This is a genomic window from Lactobacillus rodentium, assembly GCF_003423665.1.
GTDB lineage: Bacteria > Bacillota > Bacilli > Lactobacillales > Lactobacillaceae > Lactobacillus > Lactobacillus rodentium.
Genome location: NZ_BFBY01000008.1, coordinates 24,910 through 48,496 on the forward strand (window position 1 = coordinate 24,910; position 23,587 = coordinate 48,496).

Consider the following 23,587-nt stretch of genomic DNA (forward strand, 5'->3'; position numbering starts at 1 on the left):
GGTACGCCAACTGATACTGATGATGAAACTGTAGCACCACATCCAACTGTAACGCCTACTGATGATGAAACTACACCAGCTCGTACTGCTGAAGATAACGGTGAAACTGCTCCAGTTCATGCAGGAGTAAATAATAATGGTGACAATGTTAACCATGCAAGCTTCTATGGCAACAGTAATGGCAATGATGGTCGAAAGACTTTACCACAAACTGGTGCCCATGCTAACATGGTGGGCTTGCTTGGCTTAATGATTGCTAGTGTTGGCGCAATCTTCGGCCTTGCAGCTGACAAGAAGCGTAAAAACTAATTTGATAGCATCTAATAATTTACATTCTTTAATCCTTTGATAAATAATTAGTTTTGCGCTTACTTAAAAAGCACTCCAATGAAAATTGGGGTGCTTTTTTGTGTAATCTAATAAGTTAAATATATTCTTTCATCCTATATTTAAAAAATAAATAATAAATTTGAAATAACTCAAAGAAAATGTGATTTTATCAGCTTTTATAAGTGACAAAATAAGTTTTTGTTTAAAATAACATAATTAACTACTAAAAATAAAATAACAATAAACAACACTCAAAAAGAACAAAAATCACCCTAAATTTGCCAATATTTATAAAAAAATAAAAAATTTTTTATGGATTACGAATACCGTCCTTACGGTAAAAATAAGACTTATAATTCAATAATATTTAATATATGGACTAAAAATGTTTGAAATATAAAAAAACAACAGTTATTATATTCAACTGTAAATTGATTTAAGTAAAAAAGGAGAAAAGATAGGATGTTATCAAAACGTAACTATAAAGAACGCTTACGCAAGATGGAACAAAAAACTGAACGTTTCTCAATTCGTAAGTTATCCGTTGGTGCTGCTTCAGTATTAATCGGATTATCATTTTTAGGATTTAACGCACACACTGCACACGCTGCAACTGACGACGTTAAGGCTAACAATGATGTTAAAGAAACTACTGATGCAAAGGTTGCTTCAGTAGATAGCCAATCTAACTTGGACATTAAGAATGCTTCAGATGTTGCATCATCATCAGCAAGCTCAGCTGCACAACCTGCAACTGAAAAAGCAAGTGCTGCTGTATCAAGCGCTGCAAGTTCAGCTGCTTCATCAGCTAGCGAAAAGGTAGCTTCAAGTGCTTCCTCAAGTGCCGCAAGTTCCGCAACTAGTGAAAAGGCAAGCTCAGCCGCAAAGAGTGAAGATGCAAAAGCAACTGCTTCATCAGCAGCTAAAGATGACAACGTTATTACTTCAAACGCTAACGGCGTTATCACTGGTAAGAACTCAAAGGGTACTTGGGCAGCTTTAGATGAAACTCAAGGCGTTAAAGTAGCCGTAACTGACTGGGATCAATTTGCTAATGCTTGGAATAACTCAACTGTTACCCAAATTGACTTACAAGGCGATATCAATGTTGATGATTCTTCAAACGTTACTAAGAAACCTAATCCAGTAGTCGCAAAACACAAGTTGGAATTCACTGGTAACAGTATTTCACGTAAAGTAACTGTTAACGGTAACGGTCACGCTATTAACTTTGGTGATTGGTACTTTGATAATAGTTGGGAAAATAAGGTAGGTCTTATCCATACCAACGGTAACCGTGCTATGGCTACTCCTTGGAACGTTACTTACAATGATTTGACTGTTAACGCCAACAATACTAACCCATTTGGTTTTAGTGGTAACACTAACAATGCACCTAAGGGTGATGCATATGACAACCAAAAGTATGACCTTGTTAAATTTAACAACGTTACTGCAAACATTAAGAATGGTTCATTAATTGATTCTGCTAATGTTAATGTTCAATTTAGCGGTGATAACAAGGTTACTTTACAAAGTATCATTAACAAGCATGCCGGAATTGATGCAAACTCAGTTCAAGTATTAAATGGTACTACTATCATTAATGCTGCATCTCCAGATAAAACTGGTGGTGGTGTAATTGATGGTGAAGGTATGAACGTTATTTTGGTTACTCCACATAACGCAGCTGACTTCTCAGATCCTAAGACTGCTTATGATTCATTACATGTAGCTGAAGGTTCAACTTTAACTATTAACGCTAACACTAAGGATCAAGACGGAAAACTTATTAACTCAGCTATTCCAAACCAATACGACCTTCGTGGTATCGTAACTCGTGGTATGGGTGTTGCCAACGCTTCTGATTGGACTGATGGTACTTTAACTATCGATGGTAACTTAAATGAAACTTTAGGTAGTGGTCACTCATCAGCTATCATGGCTCGTAACTTAACTATTAATAAGACTGGTAATGTTAACATTCTTACTCAACAAGATAACGAACATGATGGTTTTGAAAACAGTATTGTTGGTGCTGCTTCAGTCTTCAACGGCTTCCACGCTGGTGTTATTGCCTTAAACGTTGGTGGTATTCAAAGTTCTGACATTCAAGCTCATGACAGTAGCTTAATTGACAATGGTACTTTGAAGATTGTTCGTAAGGATGTTCCAGCAACTAACAAGGCTGATGGTAAGGTATGGGCTCCATTAATTGTCTTTGGTACTTATGGTAATAACCCAGTTAAATACACCATGAATGTTGGTGAAGGTGCTACTTTAGATCTTCAAGATCAAGCTTCTTTCGTAAGCCCAGCTTTATACACTGGTAAGATTATGACCAACACTCCATTTGCCGGTTTAATCAACATGTACGGTGTTAGCTCAAATGACGTTTTAAGCTTCACTAAGCCAGCATACGTAAACTTACAAAGAACTGGTCAACAAACTGGTACTTTAATTCGTCTTGAAGGTAACAATGACTCCAAGAATGCTGGTAATATGATCCAATTAAACGGTGTAACTCCAGGTGGTACTCCATTATCACAATGGGATACTGGTAACTACACTGATAACCCATCAAACACTTGGCGCATTCAAAACTTAACTGCTCATGATGCCAAGGGTATGAGTGCTATCTTAGGTTACGACACTCTTAAGGGTTCAAAAGATGATCATACACTTAAGTTCCTTGATTCAAATGGTGCTGTAACTCTTACTATGGATAAGACCGGTCAAGTTGTTTACACTCGTAACAGCGATGGTCAAGTAGTTAACGATCCACAAGGTACTGTTGCTCAAGAAGTACAATTAAACAACTTCTTAAACAACTTTAACTTCTGGACTCCACAAAGAATTTCATTTGGTAACAAGGCTGCAATTTCACAATCAATCTACGCACCTACTGATGTACAACAAGGTACTACTAAGACTGTAAAACCAACTGTCTTTAATACACCAAGTGATTCTCCACAACAAGATCAAATCAAGACTACTTATGCCAAGACTGATGATACTCCAGCATGGGTAAGCGTTGATGAAAACACTGGTGAATTAACTCTTACACCAACTGCAGATAACAGTAAGGTTGGTATGTACAACGTTCCTGTACAAGTAACTTACACTGATCAAACTAACAGTGGTGAAACTTCTACTCAAACTGTTTTAGCCCCAGTATTTGTAACTGATGGTAATGAAACTGTTGTATGGCCAAAGGACCCAGAAGGTAACCTTAACGGTGCAATCGTAATTACTACTGATCCAAGCGCACTTAAGGCACACGAAACTTCAGACAACAACATGGACTTAAAGGCAGACGCAGCAGTTAAGTCAATTGATGAATACCAAATGGATACTGTTAACACTATTAGCACTACTCCAACTTCTATCGCTAAAGATAGTAAGGGTATCACCATTTCATGGGATAAGGAACCCTCAACTGTTGTATCAGAAGCTACTAAGGGTGAAACTATTAAAGGCAGCGTAAACGTAACCTTTGATAAGGATTCACAACCATTTGCCGACCAAGTTGTAGTAGAAGGTGACAATTACAAGACTACTTCAGACTTGAACATTGATGCACCAGGTGCTGTAGCCCAAGAAACTGCTCCAGCTACTCCAGTTAAAGCTACTGCTGGTACTCAATTAACTGATGATCAATTTAAGGCATTAGTAAACAGCTTTGTTCCAGCAAGCGAAATTAATCACGCAACTTTACAAAGTGTTGATAAGGATAACGCTGTAGTACGTATTACTTTCAACGATAAAGATGCCAAGGGCCAAAACACTTACTTAGATGTTAAGGTTCCAGCTAGCTACGTAACTACTCCATCAACTGATGCAGATAAGTACAACCCACAATACAACCCAGTAAACGTAAACCAAGGTGGTACTGCTCAAACTGGTGAACCAACATATGGTGAAGGCGTAACTGCTCCAGAAGGTACTAAGTACGAAATCTCAGGTAATCCTACTTACCCAGAAGGTATGACTGCAACTATTGATCCATCTACTGGTAACGTAACTATAACTACTAGTTCAAACACTCCAGAAGGTCCTGTATTTGTACCAGTAACAGTAACTTACCCAGATGGTTCACAAGATAATATTGATGCACCAATCGCTGTTGGTTCAAACACATTCATCGGTACTGATTACAGTGTAAGTGTTGACACTAATTTAGATAACCTTCACGAAACTACTGCTAACAGTATGAATCCAGATGCCAAAGATGCAATTACTAAGATTACTTGGTGGAACAACAATGATGTTCGTGCCGGTAAGAACTTAGATGGTACTGTAATTTACGACAAGGCTAATGGTACTGGTAACCTTAATGACGTAACTGTTGAATGGATTAACCCAATCAACACTAACGTAGATAAGGCTACTATGGATGAAATTCTTCCAGGTTCTAATACTTCAACTGTTTCTGATATAAACCCAGCAATCAAGATTACTTACGGTGCAAACAGTCAATTAATTAAGGATACTGGTAACGGTATCTTCTCAGCTGTAAATGGTGGTAGTCAAACTGCTAAATGGTATGGTGATGGTGTAACTGTACAAGGTGCAGATGCTAAGAACCCAGCTAAGCCAGTTGACGTAACTGAAGGTGTAAATGAATTAACTCCTGATCAAGTAGCTGCTTTAATTAACACTACTAACTTAGATAAGTTAACTGCTAACAAGCCTGTATCATACACTTGGGCAACTCCACTTAAGAAGGGTGATACTCAAGGTACTGTTAAAATCACATTTAGTGATAAGGCTGCAAATGGTCAAGCAACTTACTTGAACGTTGAATTACCAGCAGGTGCAATTAATGTAATTGATCCTAACGACACTCCAACTTACAGTGAAAATGCTACTGGTACTCCAATTGTTACTGAACAAGGTGTAGAACCAAACCCAGCAGATGGTATTGGTAACAAGGATGAATTAGATCCTAATACTAAGTACACTTGGACTAATGGTGAACCAGATGTAAGCAAGATCGGTGTATCAACTGTAACTATTACAGTTCACTACCCAGATGGTAAAACTCAAAACGTTGATACCCCATTAATCGTTACTGGAACTGAAATTCCAACTAACCCTAATGATCCAAGTCAATCTGATTTATTCAAGACCGTAACTAGAACTATCGACGGAACTACTCCAGATGGTAAGAAGGTTTCAGATCAACCAGAAGAAGTAATCTTTGCACGTACTAAGACTGTTGATAAGAATGGTGATACTACTTACGGTGAATACCAAGTCTTTGAAAATGGTAAGCAAACTGGCAAGACTACTGGTAGCTTTGCAGAAGTAGATGTACCACAAGTAGATGGCTACACTTCATATGTTGATGGTAAAGCAGCAACAGAAGTACCAGCTGTAAACGATGTAACTCCAGAAACTAAGTCAACAACTGTAACTGTAACTTACACTAAGCAAACTCCAACTTACAGTGAAAACGCAACAGGTACTCCAATCGTTACTGAACAAGGTAAGATGCCAAACCCAGCAGATGGTATTGGTAACAAGGATGAATTAGATCCTAATACTAAGTACACTTGGACTAACGGTGAACCTGATGTAAATACCATTGGTGAAAAACAAGTAAGTATCACTGTAACTTACCCAGATGGTAAGACTCAAATTGTTGATACTCCATTAATCGTTACTGGTACTGAATACCCAACTGACCCAACTGATAAAGATCAAAAAGACTTATTCACTACAGTAACTAGAAATATTACAGTAACTGCCCCAGGTGCTGAACCTAAGACTACTGTTCAAACTGTAACCTTTGCACGTACTAAGACTGTTAAGGCTGAAAATGGTAAGGCTGTAACTACTTACAGCGCATACACTGTTTACAACACTGATACTAACAAGTTAACTAACGCTACTGAAACTACTTTACCAGCAGTTCCTGTAAAACAAATCGATGGTTACACTTCATTAGTTGATGGTAAAGCAGCTACTGAAGTTCCAGCACTTAAGGTAAATGCATCAAGCAAACCTGCAGATGTAACTGTAACTTACACTAACAACCCAACTGATGCTGATAAATACACTCCAGAAGGACAAGATGTTCCTACTAAGGAAGGTATCGTACCTCCTGCAGAAGATGGTATTAAGAACAAGGGTGATTTACCAGATGGTACTAAGTACAGCTGGAAGGGTACTCCAGATGTAACTACTCCAGGTAGCAACCCAGCAGTAGTTATCGTAACTTACCCAGATGGTTCACAAGATGAAGTTCCTGTTAATGTAATTGTTCCAACTCCAGAAGGACAAGATGTAAACACTCCACAAGGTGTTGTACCAGATCCTGAAAAGGGTATTAAGAACCCACAAGACATGCCAGCTGGCACTAAGTACACTTGGAAGGATACTCCAGAAGTAAACACTATTGGTAGTCATCCAGCAGTAGTTGTAGTAACTTACCCAGATGGTCATAAGACAGAAGTACCAGTAACTGTAATCGTAACTGATAACACTGCAGGTACTCCTGTAACTCCAACTCAACCAACTGATGCAGATAAGTACACTCCAGAACCAAAACCAATTGATACTGATAAGGGTGTAATGCCAGATCCAGAAGATGGTATTAAGAACCCAGGTGACTTACCATCAGGTACGCACTACGAATGGACTAATGGTGAACCAGATGTAAACACTCCAGGTACTAGAGAAGTATCTATCACTGTTGTTTACCCAGATGGTTCAACAGATATCGTAACTACTACTATCACTGTTCATGAACCAGCTCCAGTCCACGCAGGTGACAACGATGATGTTGACACTAACAATGGTGGCAATGGTAATGGTGAAACTGCACCAGTTCATGCAGCAGTAACTAACAACGGTGGTAATGGTAACCACGCAAGCTTCTACAACAACAATGGTAACGGCGACAAGACCGCTAAGACTTTACCACAAACTGGTGCAGAAGCTAACATGGCTGGCTTACTTGGCTTAATGATTGCTAGTGTAGGTGCAATCTTAGGCTTAGCAGCTGACAAGAAGCGTAAAAACTAATTTTGATAACATCTAATAAATCTATTCTTTAATCCTCTAATAAGTAATTAGTTTTTAGCTTAGAGAAAAAGCACTTCGATGAAAAATCGAGGTGCTTTTTTGTGTCTCTAAGATATTTTAATTAAAATAACAAAAAACAACGCGTTAAAAAATAACGTTTATAAATATCGCGATTTGAGGGGAAAATAGGTAAAAATAATAAAAAATAAAAATTTTTTTGAATTTTTTTTATTTTCTCTAATAGCAAGAGAGAGTAGGAAGGAAAAAGAAATATTATTATAAATAATAACTAATCATAAAATAATATTTGAAAAATAAAAAAACAACAGTTATTATAATTTATGTAAATTAGATGTAGATAAAACTTATATTTAAAAAGAGGGATTTAAGGATGTTATCAAAAAATAATTTTCAAGAACGTTTACGTAAAATGGAACAAAAGAATGAACACTTTTCAATTCGTAAGTTAACCGTTGGTGCTGCTTCAGTATTAATTGGTTTAACATTTTTAGGATTTAGTGGTCATACTGTTCATGCTGATACAACAGATGCAAGTGGAGTAACGTATACTAAATACCAACCAGAACAAAAGCCAGAACCACATCATCAACCAGTAGATCCTAGTAAACAACCAACAGGTATTAGTTTTCCAGATCTTCCATCTGGGGTAAACACGGTCTATTATGGTGGTGATGAAAATACAACTCCAGCAAATCAATCAACTCCAGCTTCAGATGAAACAAAAGATGCAAGTGGAGTAACCTATACTAAATACCAACCAGAATCAAAGCCAGAACCAGAACATGAAAAAGTGGCTCCTAACCCAGTACAAGGTATTACTAATCCAAATCCTCCACAACCAGGTCGTGTAAATTGGGGGACCAGTGATAATGATACTACTGAAACTACGAAACCGGCTGCACCAACAGTAACAACAACTTATAACGATGACAATACAGAGCAGACCCCTGAAAACGTTACTTATACAAAGGCTCCATCTGAAAAGCCAGTTGATAAGGAAACAAGTAATGTTTCAGAACTTGTTTATCAAGAATTTAGCGTTAACATGCCTAATTCACAAGATCGTTTTTACAAATTTACTAATAAAAACGAAATGAGTGGTAAAAAGGATAGTGAGGGAAATTATACTTGGGATCCAATTTCTTTTGATGAACAATCATTAAGCTCAGTCTTAGCTGGTAACAACTTTATAAATAGTGGAACAGGAAAATCAGTAAACTCTCTTCCTACATTAGATGGATATAAGGCAAAAATTGATAGTGTTGTTGTAAGTCCAGATGACAGGGATGCAGATAAAGCGGCATCTTCTAAATTATTGTTGGAGTTACAAAATGAGATTGAAGCAAATCCATATCAAATTCCAGCATATACTGTTGACTATCCATTAAATGTAAGCTTCCATATTATTTACGAACGTACAAATACTCCATTAAAACAAGATACCTTCCAAGAATTAGATGTTTATTTACCAAATGAAAGAGATGTTCAATACTATAAGCATTTTGATACTGTAACATTGACAGGTGAGAAAGACGCAAATGGTAAAGAGAGCTGGAATTCAAGTTCTTACCAAGCACATTCTTTAAGTTCACTTTTAGCAGGTAATGATTTTATTTCCGCTAATACTGCATCAGATAATAATGCACTTCCAACTATGAAGGGCTATACACCTAAAATAGTTAAAGCATATTTGGTTAATGCTCCAAGTGACAACCCTACTGTATCCGGATTATTAGATGAATTAGATGCAAAAATTGCAGAAAATCCATACGAAGTCCCAGCTTATACTATTCCAGCTGGTTTATCTACACCATTACGAGTTGGATTTGATGTGGTTTATGAAGCAAATAGCACAAGTGGAACTCCATTAACTCAAGACGACAAACCAGCATATGAAGGTGGTGTTTCAGGCACTCCATTAACTCAAGATGACAAACCAGCATTTAACGGTGGTGTTGCAGGAATTCCATTAACTCAAGACGACAAACCAGCGTTTAACGGTGGTGTCGCAGGAATTCCATTAACTCAAGACGACAAACCAGCGTTTAACGGTGGTGTCGCAGGAATTCCATTAACTCAAGACGACAAACCAGCATTTAACGGTGGCGTCTCAGGAACTCCATTAACTCAAGACGACAAACCAGCATTTAATGGTGGTGTTTCAGGTATTCCAGAAACTCAACCAGACTTACCAGTAGCACCACTTCCAGAAGAACCTGAAACTCCAACTACTCCAACTGACAACAACAATGTTCCAGGCCAACCAGTTGATACAAATGAAGGTACAGTAGCACCTCACCCAACTGACAATCCAGATAATGGTGATAACAGTGTTGAAACTCCAGTTGTACATGCAACTGAAGCTGTAAAGGCTGATAATACTGATAACGGCGTAACTGCTCCAGTTCACGCAGCAGCAGTTGCTCACAATGATGAAAAGAAGGCAAACACTTTACCACAAACTGGTGCAAAAGCTACTCCAGCTGGTGTACTTGGTTTAATGCTTGCTAGTGTAGGCGCAATCTTCGGCTTAGCTGCAACCAAGAAGCGTAAGAACTAATAATTAGTCTTAAAATTAAAAGATTTTACCTAAAACACACTCCGAGATAATAGGAGTGTGTTTTTTGGTGACCTTAAAGATATATTAATAGGTAAAAAATAATAAATAACAAAAAATAGTATGATTATAAATTAAGCTTGCAAACGTTGTTATTTAAAGCAAAAATAGCGTTTTTTTGCAGAAATTGACAAATTTTTATTAAAGAAATTTAATCGCGCTAATGCAACAGCGAGTAAGAAAAAAAGCTACGCGCGCTAATTTACTAGTAAATTATTTGATCTATTATTTGAAAAATAAAAAAACAACAGTTATCATTTTTCGTGTAAAAACGGATGGATGAGTAAAGAAAAGAGTTATGATTATGTTTTCAAAAAATAATAGACAAGAACGAGAAAGAAAATTAGAAGAAAAGAATAATCGCTTTTCTATTAGAAAGTTCACTGTAGGTGCAGCTTCTGTACTTATTGGTGCTTTCTTCGTAGGTGTAAGTGGAACTCAAACTGCACATGCTGCTGAAGTAACTTCAGCTACTGAACAAACTGCTAAAGCTTCAACTGAGGCCAGTGATGCTGCTAAGAAAGCAGATCAATCAGTCGCTTCAGATAATAAAGCTGCTGTATTAGCAACTGAAAAGACTCCAGCAGCTGCTACTAAACAAGTTAAAGCTGATACTCAAACAGTTCAAAGTGAATTTGACCAAGCAGCCAAGAATCCTGGTAAACCAGCAAATGCAGATAACACTGCTTTAAACAATGCTAGTGATGCTGAATTAAATGAGATGGCTAATCTCTATAATGCCGGAGTTGCACAAAATTCAAAGCCAAACCCTGCTCAAAGCCAATCAGGAAAAGATGGAAATCCTTATGTTCCAACCGCTCAAGCTTATAGCGACCCAAAGGCATACATTGGAAATGCAGATAAAATGCCAAAGGGCACTAAGTACACTTGGATTACAAGTCAAAGTGACTTATCTAAGATGCTTATGGAACCAGGTCAACATAAGGTTTCTATTTTAGTTACTTTCCCAGATGGATCAACCACTACTGTAAGTGGTAATTTCTTAAATGTTACTGGTTCTACTGTTCAAACTGTCACAGTTGCTCAAGATAGTGATGCAAGTTCAATTAGTATTAATGATGCAGTAACTAACATTTCTCCAGTTGCTAATCAATGGGATCCACAATCAGCTCACTGGACTATCTTACCTGATACTACTGTAGCTGGTGTAACTATGGGTCAAGCTGAAATTGTTTATCCAACAGGTAATAAGCAACCAGTTGTTATTCCTGTACGTGTAACTCCAGCTCCAACTCAAGATGTTAGTGATACGGTTCGTGAAGAAATTGACGTTCATATGCCAGATTCAAAAGAAGGATCTAATGATTACTACTACAAGACTATTACTCAACAAGAAATGAACGGTAAAGAAACTGCTGGTGATTATACTTGGAATCCAATTAGTTTTGATGCTCAATCATTAGACTCAGTCTTGGCTGGTAAGGACTTTACTTTTGCTGATACTGGTTTGCGTAACTACAGTCTTCCAAAGGTAGATGGTTACGTTCCTAAGATTACTACAGTTATCACTGCAGATGGTAAGGGCTTAGAAGCAGGGAGTAAACCAGGCGTAGATTTACTTGCAGAATTAGATAAAAAGATTGCTGCCAATCCATACGAAATCCCAGCCTACACTACTAACTACCCAGTTAGTGTTATTTTCCATGTAACTTATGAAGCAGTACCAACTACAACTCCTGTTTCTGATAAGGTTTACCAAGAAATCACTGTTCACATGCCAGATGATTCATCATACTACTGGAAGGATATTAATTACCAAAACATGACTGGTGAAAAATCATCTGATGGTACAGAAACTTGGAATTCAGTTTCTTACAATGCTCAATCATTAGACTCTGTACTTGCTGATCAAGGCTTTACTTACAACAAGACTGGTTATAAGCAAACACTTCCAACAGTAGATGGTTATACTGCTACAATTACGGGGGTTCAAGTATTAGGTGGAACTACAAATGATCCAAAGGCAGCCGCATTATTAGCAGAATTAGATAAAAAGGTTGCCGCAAATCCATATGAAATTCCGGCCTACAGTACTAATTACCCATTCTCAGTTGGCTTCCAAGTAACCTATGTTCCAACTAAGAGTAGTACAACTGGTGATCCATTAATTCAACCAGATTTACCACCATTTGAAGGTGGCGTTCCTGGTATTCCAGAAACTCAACCAGACTTACCAGTAGCTCCACTTCCAGAAGAACCTGAAACTCCAACTACTCCAAGTGATAATAATAATGTTCCAGGTCAACCAGTTGATACTAATGAAGGTACAGTAGCACCTCACCCAACTGACAACCCAGATAATGGTGATAACAGTGTTGAAACTCCAGTTGTACATGCCACTGAAACTGTGAAAGCTGATAATACTGATAACGGAGTAACTGCACCGGTTCATGCAGCAGCAGTTGCTCACAATGATGAAAAGAAAGCAAACACTTTACCACAAACTGGTGCTAAAGCTGGTATTGCTGGTATGCTCGGTGTAATGCTTGTGACAGTAGGCGCAATCTTAGGCTTAGCTGTAACTAAGAAGCGTAAGAATTAATAATTTAAATATTAGTCTTAATAGATGAAAACACATTCCGAATAAGTCAGAATGTGTTTTTTGTTGGTAAAAATAACATGAATGAAAATCGCTTAAATAAAAACAAAATAAGAAACAACAAATAAAATAAAAAACAACGATTTTGGAGATAAAAAGATAAATTTTTTAAAATTTTTTTGAATTGTCTTAGCTCCTAATATATTAACAATGAAATGGTTTTATAATTCATAAAATATTAATTATCTAAAAATAAGAATTGTCTTAATTAAAATAACAGCTATTATATAATATGTAAATTGATTAAGCCGAGTACAGAAAAGAGAATAAATTATGTTATCAAAAAATAATAAGCAAGAACAAAACAGAAGATTAGAAGAAAAGAATAATCGTTTTTCAATTAGAAAATTTACTGTAGGAACTGCTTCCGTACTTATTGGAGCATTCTTTATGGGTGTTAGTGGAACTCAAACTGTTCACGCAGCAGATACTACTACAGTAGACGTTAATTCATTAAAACAAGTACAAGCACCTAGCGAAAGTCTAAATAGTTCACTTAGTTTAAGCGATGATATAGGCCTAGACCTTAGCAAGCTTTTAGGTGACGCTAATAAACAATTTGGTGATAAGAACCAAACTCCTGCAAATAAGGATGCTCAACAACCTGCAACTTCATCAGACAACAAGCCAGCTCAAGCACAACAAACTAACATTAATGATGATTTAAGTCAATTACAATCTGATGCAGATAAAGTAATAGGTAAGAAAGTAGAATCAAAAGTAACAATTAATGTAACTTTACCAAACGTAGAAGATCCAGATGATGATTACTACTGGAATCAAAATGTTGATGTACCAGATAGAGAATCAACTGCTGTAGAATCAGCAAATGGTAACTATACATGGAAAACAACTACTCATAGAGCAGTCAGTTTAGATGATGTTTTAGCAAATACAGAGTTTACAAATAATGCGACAGGAAATGCTCATGATAAGATTCCTAATGTACCAGGCTACCGAGCAAAATTAGTAGACGTACAAGTTGGAGATACTACAATTCCTGATTCTCTTAAAGGAAAAGTTGAAGAAAGTAACTGGGATCAGGAAAATGCCTTGCAAGATGAATTACACGACAAGATGGAAGCAAATCCATATGAACTACCAGAATATACAACCACAGTACCTTATGATGTTAGATATGATGTTGAATATGAAAAGATTCCAGCTACTCCAGTAAAGGCAGAAACCAGAGAAAGATTAAATGTAACTTTACCAACTTCAACAGATTCAGACGAAGATTATTACTATGGTGCAATTAATACTGATGCTAATGACATGTCAGGTGAGAAATCAGCAGATGGTACTTACACATGGAAACCAGTAGACCATGCTGCATTAGATTTAAACGATGCATTATCAAAACCAGATTTTGTTTATGCAGAAAATGGTTCATGGCACAATACTTTACCAAGTATTCCAGGTTACCGTGCATATATTTCTGATGTAACTACAAATTCAGCAAGTCCAGAAGATGAGGATAATGAAGCAGAAGCAGATGCTTTATACGATGATTTGTACGATAAGATAACAGAAAATCCATATGAAATTCCAGCATACAATACTACTACGCCAATTAATGTTTACTTCTATGTTGAATATGAAAAAGTTTCAGAAAATGGTGAAGTTGTTGATACACCAGCCTTACCAGCATACACTGGCGCAGTAGCAGGAATTCCAGAAACTCGTCCAGCTGACAAACCATTTGAAGGTGGAGTTGCTGGTATGCCATTAACCCAAGAAGCCTTACCAGAAGCACAAGTAGGTGTTCCAGGTGATGCTTTAACTGAAGATGCCTTACCAGTAGCAAAAGTGAGCGTACCAGGTGAACCATTAACTCAAAAAGCTTTGCCAGAAGCACAAGTAGGAATTGCTGGTGAACCATTGACTCAAGAAGCCTTACCAGAAGCAAAGGTAGGTGTTCCAGGTGAATCATTAACTCAAAAAGCTTTGCCAGAAGCACGAGTAGGAATTGCCGGTGAACCATTAACCGAAGCTGCTTTACCAGCATACACTGGTAAGCTTTCAACTAACGGTGATGCTATCACTGTTCCAGCACTCCCTGAATATAACCTAGATAACCAAACTTCTGATACAGATAGTGAACCAGTTGTTACTCCAGAAACACCTGCTGAAGCACCAGCTACTGTAGCTCCACATGCTACTGATGCCGTAGAAACCGAAGTTGTTGATAATAATGTTGTTGAAGATGATACTACTGCACCAGTTCATAATAATGAAGTTTCAGAAGATCTAAGTAACTATGTTGCACAAGCAGATACTACTGTAGCTGCTAAGAATGAAGTTAATGTAGATAGTAACAAGCGTGAAGCTAAACATGAAGCAACTTTACCACAAACTGGCGCTAAGACAACTGCTGCTGGTGTCCTTGGTTTAATGATGGTCGGTGTTGCAGCTGTTGTAGGTTTAGCAATTGATAGAAAACGTAAGAACTAAAAATTAATTAGTAAAAAAGAGATAGTTTACTATCTCTTTTTTATTGTCTTCATGATTTCATGTCTCGTAAATCCTTTTCCCTCTATCCCTAAGAAAGTATTTTTGATAAAATATTAACGATTATTAAGTTTAAAGGAGAGAAAAATGAAAAAAACATCTGCAAAGAACTTTACTTGGAAACAATATCTTGTAGTTGCTTCGATGATCTTTGCTCTGTTTTTTGGAGCAGGTAACTTGATTTTTCCACTTCATCTGGGTCAATTAGCAGGGAGAAACTGGATGGTTGCGGCAGCTGGATTTTTGGTAACCGGAGTATTACTACCTTTATTATCATTACTTGCTGTTTCAATTACGCATAGTTCAGGAGTATATGGCTTAGGAAGGCCTTTAGGACGTACCTGGGCGCTGATTTTTATGGTGGTAGTCCAGTTAACCATTGGACCTTTATTTGCCACTCCACGTACTGCTACAGTCCCTTATACAATTGGGATTGCACCTTTATTACCGGCTAAATTTCAGCAATTAGGGTTACTACTCTTTTCTTTAATTTTCTTTGCCTTAGTTTTTTGGGTTAGTTACAATCAGAGCGATATTTTATCTAAACTAGGGAAAGTTTTGAATCCAATTTTTTTAGTCCTATTATTTTTAATCTTTTTAGTTGGCTTTTTGCATCCCATGGGTAATCCGGCAACTATCAAGCCTACAACAGCTTATCTTCATGCTGGTTTTATTAATGGCTTTTTAGAAGGTTACAATACCTTAGATGCTATCGCTGGACTAGTTTTTGGAATTGCGATTGTCACAGCTATTAAAACTATGACCAAGAATACTGACCAAGTTTCTTCAATTTTGGCTAAGTCAGGCCTTTTGGCAATGATTGGGATTGGTATTATCTATGTGTGCTTAATTGTTTTGGGTGCTATGTCATTAGGACATTTAAAAGTGTCGGCTGATGGTGGTGTAGCATTTACTCAAATTGTTAATTACTATGGTGGCATTTTCGGTCAAACTGTATTGGCTGTCCTGATTATCCTAACCTGTTTAACAACCTCTGTTGGTTTAGCAGCAGCCTTTGCGGAAGATTTCCATAATCATTTTCCAAAATTGTCATACCATGGCTGGTTAGCCATAGCCTGCATTGTGTCAGCAATATTGGCTAACCTCGGTTTAGAAAAAATTATTGTTTGGTCATTACCCGTCTTAATGTTTTTATATCCACTAACCATTGTGCTAATTGTCCTTTCGGTTTGTTCTCCTTTGTTTAAACGTGATCATGTAGTCTTTAAAATTTCGATGATCCTAACCTTGATTCCAGCAATTTTTGATTTAATTAGTAATTTGCCTGAACCTTTAGCAAGTACTAGCTTTGTTAAAGAGGTAATTACCTTAAGACGTCATATTTTACCTTTAGCTAATATTGGATTAGCATGGTTAGTACCAGCCCTAGTGGGAATTTTGCTAGGAATCATTGTCCATCTATATCGACGTAAAAAAGAAATTATCTAATTAATAAAAACATTTTACTAATAATGATAATTAAGTTATAATAGATGTATAATAATTAGTCATAAATAGAGCACACCTTGCGGCCCCGTTCTTATTTGCTTATTATTACGGAGTCGCAAGGGGAGATTGTTTAACTATCTTTCTTGAATAGTTAACTTTCTAGGTGCTTAATCGATAAGGGCATGGTTCATTTTGAATCGTGTCTTTTTTGTTTATAGAAAATGTGATGAGAAATGACTTTAACTAATAAGGTGCCTGAACAAGAAGTACATGATATGTTTGATCGAATTGCTGATCATTATGATCAAATGAATGATATTGTGAGTTTGGGAACACAAAGATTATGGCGTAAAAAATTTTATAAAGAATTTGATATCAACCCAGGAGATTTTGTATTAGATTTATGTACGGGAACTGGGGATATGGCAATTGCGGATGCGAAGACGGTCGGTCCTAGTGGTAATGTTAAGGGACTCGATTTTAATGAAAAAATGATGTCTTTGGCCGAAAAGAAAATCCGCGCTAATGATGTAGAAAAAGAAATTCAGCTTCATCAAGGGGATGCGATGGATTTGCCTTTCCCAGATAATAGTTTTGATCAAGTTACGATTGGTTTTGGTTTAAGAAATGTCCCTGATGCTAATAAGGTTATTAGAGAAGCCTATCGAGTTTTAAAGCCTGGTGGTAAGTTTGGATCAGTTGATATGTCACAACCTACCAATCCAGTTGTTAAGGTGGGCTGGGAAACTTACTTTAAGATTTTTCCTCAATTTGCGCGTATTTTTTATGCAACATCAAAAGAATATGATTACTTAGCCAATAGTAGTAAAAAATTTGTTTCAGCTCAGAAATTAAAAGAAATGTTTGAAGCTGCTGGTTTTAAGGACGTTCAAGTTACTAAGCTAAATCTTGGTGCTGGTGCGATTCATATCGGAACTAAGTTATAATAGATAATAATTGTGAAAGAGAGGCTTTTTATGCAAACAGGCACAAAAATTATTACCTTAGACAACGGTTATCATTTATGGACTAATACTCAAGGTGAAGGTGATATTCATCTGCTAGCGCTTCATGGTGGTCCTGGTGGTAACCACGAATATTGGGAAGACACAGCAGAACAATTAAAGAAGCAGGGCTTGAATGTCCAAGTAACCATGTATGATCAACTTGGTTCGCTATATTCTGATCAACCAGACTATTCTGATCCAGAAATTGCTAAGAAGTATTTAACTTATGAATACTTTTTAGATGAAGTTGATGAAGTCCGTGAAAAGTTAGGTATCGACAACTTTTATCTAATTGGTCAAAGTTGGGGTGGACTCCTAGTACAAGAATATGCTGTCAAATATGGTCAACACTTGAAGGGAGCAATTATTTCTTCAATGGTTGATGAAATTGATGAATACGTTGATGCTGTAAATAGAAGAAGACAAGAAGTACTTCCTCAAACCGAAATCGACTTTATGCATGAATGTGAAGCAAAAGGCGATTACGACAACCAACGCTACCAAGATGATGTACAAATTTTAAATATTAACTTTGTTGATCGTAAGCAACCTTCTAAGCTTTATCACTTAAAGGATCTTGGTGGTAGTGCAGTATATAATGCCTTCCAAGGTGACAATGAATTTGTCATTACTGGTAAGTTAAAAGACTGGCATTTCCGTGACCAATTGAAGAATATCAAGGTACCAACCTTGCTTACTTTTGGTGAAAATGAAACAATGCCAATTGAAACTGCAAAAACTATGCAAAAAGAAATCCCTAATTCTCGCTTAGTGACTACGCCTGATGGTGGTCACCACCACATGGTTGATAATCCAGATGTTTATTACAAGCACTTGGCTGACTTCATCCGTAGCGTGGAAGACGGTAGCTTTAAAGGTGAATAAGTAAAGATATTATTTAAGAAGTAGGCTTTAAGCCTACGTCTTTTTTTGTACAAAAAAAGACATCTACACATTAGTGTAGATGTCTTAACTTAAATTATTGTTATTAGAAGATAAAATTGATTAATTCTTACGTCTTCTAACAGCCAAACCTAAGATACCTAAGCCAATTGCTAAGAGGCCAGCAATTGCTAAATTATTCTTGTGTTCACCGGTTTGTGGTAAAGTATTTTCTTTCTTTTGGTTATTGTTTGTTACTTGTGCATGATGACTTGTTATAGCAAGCTTAGTTGCATGTACTGGAGCAGTTACTTCAGGGCTAGTCTTCACTGCACTTTCTTGGGTATCTGTATTCTTAGTTGGGTGAGGCGCAACTGTATCTTCATTAGTAGCTGGTTCACTTGGAACATTATTGTTATCAGTTGGAGCTTCCGGTTCTTGTGGAAGAGGAGCGACTGGACTTTCTGGTTGAGTTTCAGAATCACCAGGATTAGAGATAGGACCAGTATATTTTGGAAGATCAGGTTGAGTCAAAGGAATGCCAGCAACTCCACCTTTGAATTCAGGCTTATCAGGTTGGGCCAAAGGAGTACCGGCAACGCCACCTTGGAATTCAGGTTTATCAGGTTGAATTAAAGGATCACCTGAAGTATTACCATTTACAATAATTGTGGCAGTTTTTGAAACGACCTCATCTTTATTAATTTGATAATGGTAAACGACTTTATAAGTTCCCATTGCTAAAGTTGGTACATTTTGACCTACGGGAACATCTTTATCAATTTGATTGCCCTTTGCATCATATAAGTCATAAGTATAATCACCAGTAGCCTTAAGATCTTTATTACCATCGTATGCAGTGCCAAAGTAATCTGAGAAGTTTAAAGTATAGAAATTAACATTAGCTGAAATGAGACTATCATTAGAATTCCAGCTATCTCCAGCCATTAAAGTTAAGTCTTTAGTATTAAAAATTTGTTGGAGTTGTGTATAAAGATCGATTTTATCAGCCTTATTAGCACTAAATGCTTGGTAATAATATGTTGGCCAAGTAGCTTCTTGACCGTCGTTGTTAGTAATATTTACAGAAAAGCCCTTATCTTTAGCAGCGTTAAAAATTTTATCTAGTTTAATAGTGTAATAACCATCAGTAAATAAAGTACTACTTGGATCTTTGTGACCAATATTTACATAAGTGAAGTCGTCTTTGCCCAATTGTGGAATTGAAATATCAGAAATTGGTACGTAATTAAAATTACCATCCTTATCAATTACTAAGTACTTTGGAGTAATTGAACCTTTACCATTAATTTCATCTTCAATGGCTTTCATTGCAGCATAAGCTGGTAATTCAGAATAATAACTAACTGCACCGTTAGTAACTTTAAGACCACTATTGTCTGATGTTGCAGATAAAGAAATAGTATTTAAACGATTGTTAGATGGCCCCATATCGCTTACGTTTTGCAAGTCGGTTTCAATTTGGTCTAAGTTGCTAAGTTTTACTGGAATAGTTACTTTACCAGTTTGTCCTGATTGAAGGGATGCATTAACCTTGATTTGGGTTACATGATTCCAATCAGAATCTGTCATTTGAGCGGCAGTCTTATAAGTACCGTTAACGTAATAAGAAATATTATCGTTTGAGGCATTATTCCAATCTAAGTTGATTGCTTTATCATGGTCTAAAACAGTTTGTACCTTATGGTTATCAGTGCTGCCAACACTTGATAGGTTGAAAACTAAACTTTCATCATGAGAGATAAAACCGTTATTAGTAATTTGACCAGAAACAGTTAATTCACCATTATTTTCAGCCAAGTTGGAAATATTACCATCAGTTAAGCCATCAACTGTCAAATTAGTATCAGTGTAATCATTTGCATCACGGAAGTTTTCAGGACTTGCTTGAATAGTAATAGCTTGCCCAAATTGTCTTTCTACGCGTCCTATAACTTGTTTTTGAGTATCAACTACTTTTAGTGGCACAATGATTGTAACAGTTTCTTTTGCTTTAAGAGTTCCTGTAGTTGAGAATCCACCAATTAATTCGGGATTTTTAGCAATGATAGCTTTAGTTTCAGGACTACCATTAAAACCACTTGAAGTACTGTTACTTGTAGCATAGTCCCAAGAACCAATTGAAACATTACTATCAGTGTAATTACCACCAAAAGTAACTTCGCCATTAACTACTTTAACTCTAGAAGGATCGACTACAATTTGGGCACCTGTTCCATTCCATGCAGGAAGAGCATAAGAATTATTTGGATAAGCAGTATTAATCTGTTGTTCTTGGTCAGTATCATTATTTAGAGTAAGCACCATGTCCAAATCTTCAGCAGTAGGTTCATTTACTTGTACTGTATTAGCACTTGAAGATGAAGTTTGATCAGTGTATTTGTTAGTAGCAGTGATACTGATGGTGCTGTGAATGTTGCTGATTTGTTCGCCTTGGCTATTGGCACCAACTCCTTTAACTGCAGGTGCATTTTCTACCGCCTTGTTTGATGGGGTATTAGGTACTTGTGCCGCATTCAAATCGGAATTAGATTGTGTTGTAGAAGCGTTAGAAGCAACTTGTGGTTTATGGGTTTGTATTGCAGGTGTTGGTGATTTTTCTTCGTCTTGTTGAGTAGTATTAGTACTTGTTACAGCAGCTTTCTCAGAAGTAGCTGCTTCAACTTTATTATTTGAAACACCCATGAAAGTCAAACCAATTAAAACAGAGGCCGCACCAACTGATAATTTTCTAATTGAAAATCTTTGTTTTTGATTAGTTGCGTTCTTTAATTTTGAAGACATATTATTTTTTGATAGCATTACAATCTCTCCCCTAAACTTCTGATTCATTACAAGTTAATAATAACATCTGTTATTATTAACTACAATAATCTAATAGGAAAATAAAGAAAAAGTTATTAGTAACTTTTAAATTTAAAAATTAGAAGGTATTTAACTAGCGCTAACAAAAAAATGCAAAAGCCGATAATCTTTTGCATCATAGTTAAAATATCTTTTTATTCTTCCCGATGTTTTCTCACATCATAAACAATCGCAATAATCATTAGAATGACACCAATGATGCCGAAGAAAATTGAAATTGCACGTGGAGTGGCAATTGGCGTTTTGAAATAGCTATCAAACCAAATAGCCGATAAACCTGCTTCTAGAATTGCAAATCCATATTGTCTTGTACGCATTAAAAGGAAATAAGTAAAGTAGATCGCAAGCAAAATAACTAAGTTTACCGGGAAATACCAGGATGAATTATTTGGAATAAAAATACTTAAAATAATTAAAACGGTTAAAGAGATCCAAACCCAATTTCTTTGTTGATAAGACATATAAATTATCCTCCTAAAATTTTCTTTTCAGTTTCATTTTATTATAGTTAGATATTTTTTGAAAAAGATAGGCATCAAATTTGTCAGCGCATACATCGATAAAATATAATAATTATATAAATTAAACGTTATCTAAATATAAATAAGGAGAACACCAATGACTAAAAAATGGACCAAACTTGCTGCAGGCGTAACAATGGCTGGTGCACTTTTATTAACGGCCACTGCCTGTTCTGATGATAAGAAGTCTGAACCAAAAACTAGTGAAGTAACAAAAAAGGCTAAAACTTCAACTATTAAATTAAGTCAGGCCGATGCAATTAGTAAATTTCATAAACAATATAGTGGTAAAGATGTAAAAGAAATTAATCTTGAAACCGAGAAAAATAAATATATTTATGAAGTAGAGGGTTTTGATCGAACTCATGAATATGAAGTGAAGATTGATGCTAATAGTGGAAAGATTTTATCCCATAAATCTGAAAAATCTAACTTGGATGAATTAAATGAACAAGCCCTAGATATCGATAAGCTTATTAGTCGAAACCAAGCAACTAAAATTGCTGAAAAAGAAGTAGATGGTACGGCTACCGCATGGAAACTTACACATGATGATAAAAAGACTGTATGGGAAGTGGAAGTAACAAAGGGTAATAGAAAACAAGACGTGACAATTAATGCCAAAACTAAAAAAGTAATCTCTGTTGAAAAAGATGATTAAAAAAGAGAGCTCTTCAAGGGCTCTCTTTTTAGTATACAGATGTTTTGTTTAACTAATAGTAATTACAAAATGATACAATGTTATTATATTAGAAAGAGATAATTGAATGGATTATATTAAAGGTAAAGAAACTGAAGGATTATCGAAGATATTTAAAGCGGGTAATTCTGAGGCAATAAGATTAACCAAAAAAGATACTGCAATTTTTAAAGTTAAACCTGGTGATCAAGTAGTTAAAGAAATATCACCTGATGGAATGTCTATTACTTTTAAAAAAATTCCCAAGGTATCTCAAGAGACTAAGGATATGGTTGCAGAAGTATTAAAAGAAGATAAAGATTTAATTTGGGCGTTAAAGGATTTATAAAATGAAATATAAATACTTAACGGCGAGTGATCTTATTTATAATAACAAGGCCGTCCTAGAATATACAGATGAAATACAAGATGCTATATAATATCCACAGAGATTAAGTATAGTTAGCGAACAACCTAAAATGTTTTTGTTTGGACATGAACTTTATCCTAATGTATGGTTAAAGGCAGCCTTTATTCTTCAAAAAATCACAAAAAAACATATTTTAAAAAATAATTGTCAAAAAATTGAAAGGTAATAGAAAACAAGACGTGACAATTAATGCCAAAACTAAAAAAGTAATCTCTGTTGAAAAAGATGATTAAAAAAGAGAGCTCTTCAAGGGCTCTCTTTTTAGTATTTCTTATTTTTATGAATCAATCTAAGTGCCAATATTAATAAGACTATTAACATAAGTGGGTAAGGTAGGACACTAAAATAATTATAATGCCAATATTTTAATAAAAGAGGGAAACTACTCCACAATTCAACACTTAAGGCAATAATACAAATAAAATCTAAGGCGGCAATTACAACATTTACGATTTTAAGAGCCGCAATTTTATTATTTTTCTCTAAAACATCATTTAAATAAAATGTTCCACATGAAACAATTGCAAAAAAGATGAAAACGTAAATAAAATGTTTAATAAATTCATGAAGCATCATTATATCAGTGGCTTTCATTTATTACT

13 protein-coding genes are annotated in these 23,587 nt (G+C 36.0%); 10 read left to right on the top strand and 3 right to left on the bottom strand.

What is annotated here, in order from left to right; all coding sequences use genetic code 11:
* The 8 genes from LrDSM24759_RS05615 to LrDSM24759_RS05650 form a co-directional block, all read left to right on the top strand.
* Positions 1 to 309: LPXTG cell wall anchor domain-containing protein (locus LrDSM24759_RS05615; protein WP_133297793.1), on the top strand; the 309-nt coding region annotated here is incomplete at its 5' end.
* A 483-nt stretch (positions 310 to 792) separates the two neighbouring features.
* Positions 793 to 7,362 (top strand): Rib/alpha-like domain-containing protein, encoded by a 6,570-nt coding sequence (locus LrDSM24759_RS05620; RefSeq protein ID WP_117118517.1) that lies wholly within the window; start codon positions 793 to 795, stop codon positions 7,360 to 7,362.
* Positions 7,363 to 7,753: 391 nt separating this feature from the next.
* Positions 7,754 to 9,943, top strand: a complete 2,190-nt coding sequence (locus LrDSM24759_RS05625; protein WP_117118518.1) for an LPXTG cell wall anchor domain-containing protein — start codon at positions 7,754 to 7,756, stop codon at positions 9,941 to 9,943.
* 361 nt (positions 9,944 to 10,304) lie between these two features.
* Positions 10,305 to 12,563 (top strand): YSIRK-type signal peptide-containing protein, encoded by a 2,259-nt coding sequence (locus LrDSM24759_RS05630; RefSeq protein WP_117118519.1) that lies wholly within the window; start codon positions 10,305 to 10,307, stop codon positions 12,561 to 12,563.
* 330 nt (positions 12,564 to 12,893) lie between these two features.
* Positions 12,894 to 15,074: a YSIRK-type signal peptide-containing protein gene (locus LrDSM24759_RS05635; RefSeq protein WP_117118520.1), complete on the top strand. Its 2,181-nt coding sequence runs from the start codon at positions 12,894 to 12,896 to the stop codon at positions 15,072 to 15,074.
* 144 nt (positions 15,075 to 15,218) lie between these two features.
* A complete protein-coding gene (gene brnQ, locus LrDSM24759_RS05640) occupies positions 15,219 to 16,580 on the top strand; it encodes a branched-chain amino acid transport system II carrier protein (RefSeq protein WP_117118521.1) in 1,362 nt (453 codons plus the stop codon).
* Between the two features lie 233 nt (positions 16,581 to 16,813).
* Positions 16,814 to 17,527 carry a bifunctional demethylmenaquinone methyltransferase/2-methoxy-6-polyprenyl-1,4-benzoquinol methylase UbiE gene (ubiE, locus tag LrDSM24759_RS05645; protein ID WP_117118522.1) on the top strand — a complete coding sequence of 238 codons (714 nt, stop codon included), beginning with the start codon at positions 16,814 to 16,816 and terminating at the stop codon, positions 17,525 to 17,527.
* Between the two features lie 30 nt (positions 17,528 to 17,557).
* Positions 17,558 to 18,472, top strand: a complete 915-nt coding sequence (locus LrDSM24759_RS05650; RefSeq protein WP_117118523.1) for a prolyl aminopeptidase — start codon at positions 17,558 to 17,560, stop codon at positions 18,470 to 18,472.
* A gap of 120 nt (positions 18,473 to 18,592) precedes the next feature.
* On the opposite strand, the gene LrDSM24759_RS05655 is transcribed toward LrDSM24759_RS05650, so the two are convergent.
* Both LrDSM24759_RS05655 and LrDSM24759_RS05660 read right to left on the bottom strand, forming a co-directional pair.
* Positions 18,593 to 21,292, bottom strand: a complete 2,700-nt coding sequence (locus LrDSM24759_RS05655; RefSeq protein WP_117118524.1) for a YSIRK-type signal peptide-containing protein — start codon at positions 21,290 to 21,292, stop codon at positions 18,593 to 18,595.
* Positions 21,293 to 21,489: 197 nt separating this feature from the next.
* A complete protein-coding gene (locus tag LrDSM24759_RS05660; RefSeq protein ID WP_117118525.1) occupies positions 21,490 to 21,816 on the bottom strand; it encodes a hypothetical protein in 327 nt (108 codons plus the stop codon).
* 157 nt (positions 21,817 to 21,973) lie between these two features.
* Between LrDSM24759_RS05660 and LrDSM24759_RS05665 the strand changes: the two genes are divergently transcribed.
* On the top strand, positions 21,974 to 22,537 hold the full coding sequence (locus LrDSM24759_RS05665) for a PepSY domain-containing protein (protein ID WP_117118526.1): 564 nt from the start codon (positions 21,974 to 21,976) through the stop codon (positions 22,535 to 22,537).
* A 106-nt stretch (positions 22,538 to 22,643) separates the two neighbouring features.
* The gene (locus LrDSM24759_RS05670) at positions 22,644 to 22,904 is read left to right on the top strand and encodes a hypothetical protein (RefSeq protein ID WP_117118527.1); all 261 of its coding nucleotides are present in this window, start codon (positions 22,644 to 22,646) and stop codon (positions 22,902 to 22,904) included.
* A 342-nt stretch (positions 22,905 to 23,246) separates the two neighbouring features.
* Here LrDSM24759_RS05670 and LrDSM24759_RS05680 read toward each other — a convergent pair whose 3' ends face one another.
* Positions 23,247 to 23,579, bottom strand: a complete 333-nt coding sequence (locus LrDSM24759_RS05680; protein WP_117118528.1) for a hypothetical protein — start codon at positions 23,577 to 23,579, stop codon at positions 23,247 to 23,249.
* Positions 23,580 to 23,587 lie beyond the last annotated feature (8 nt).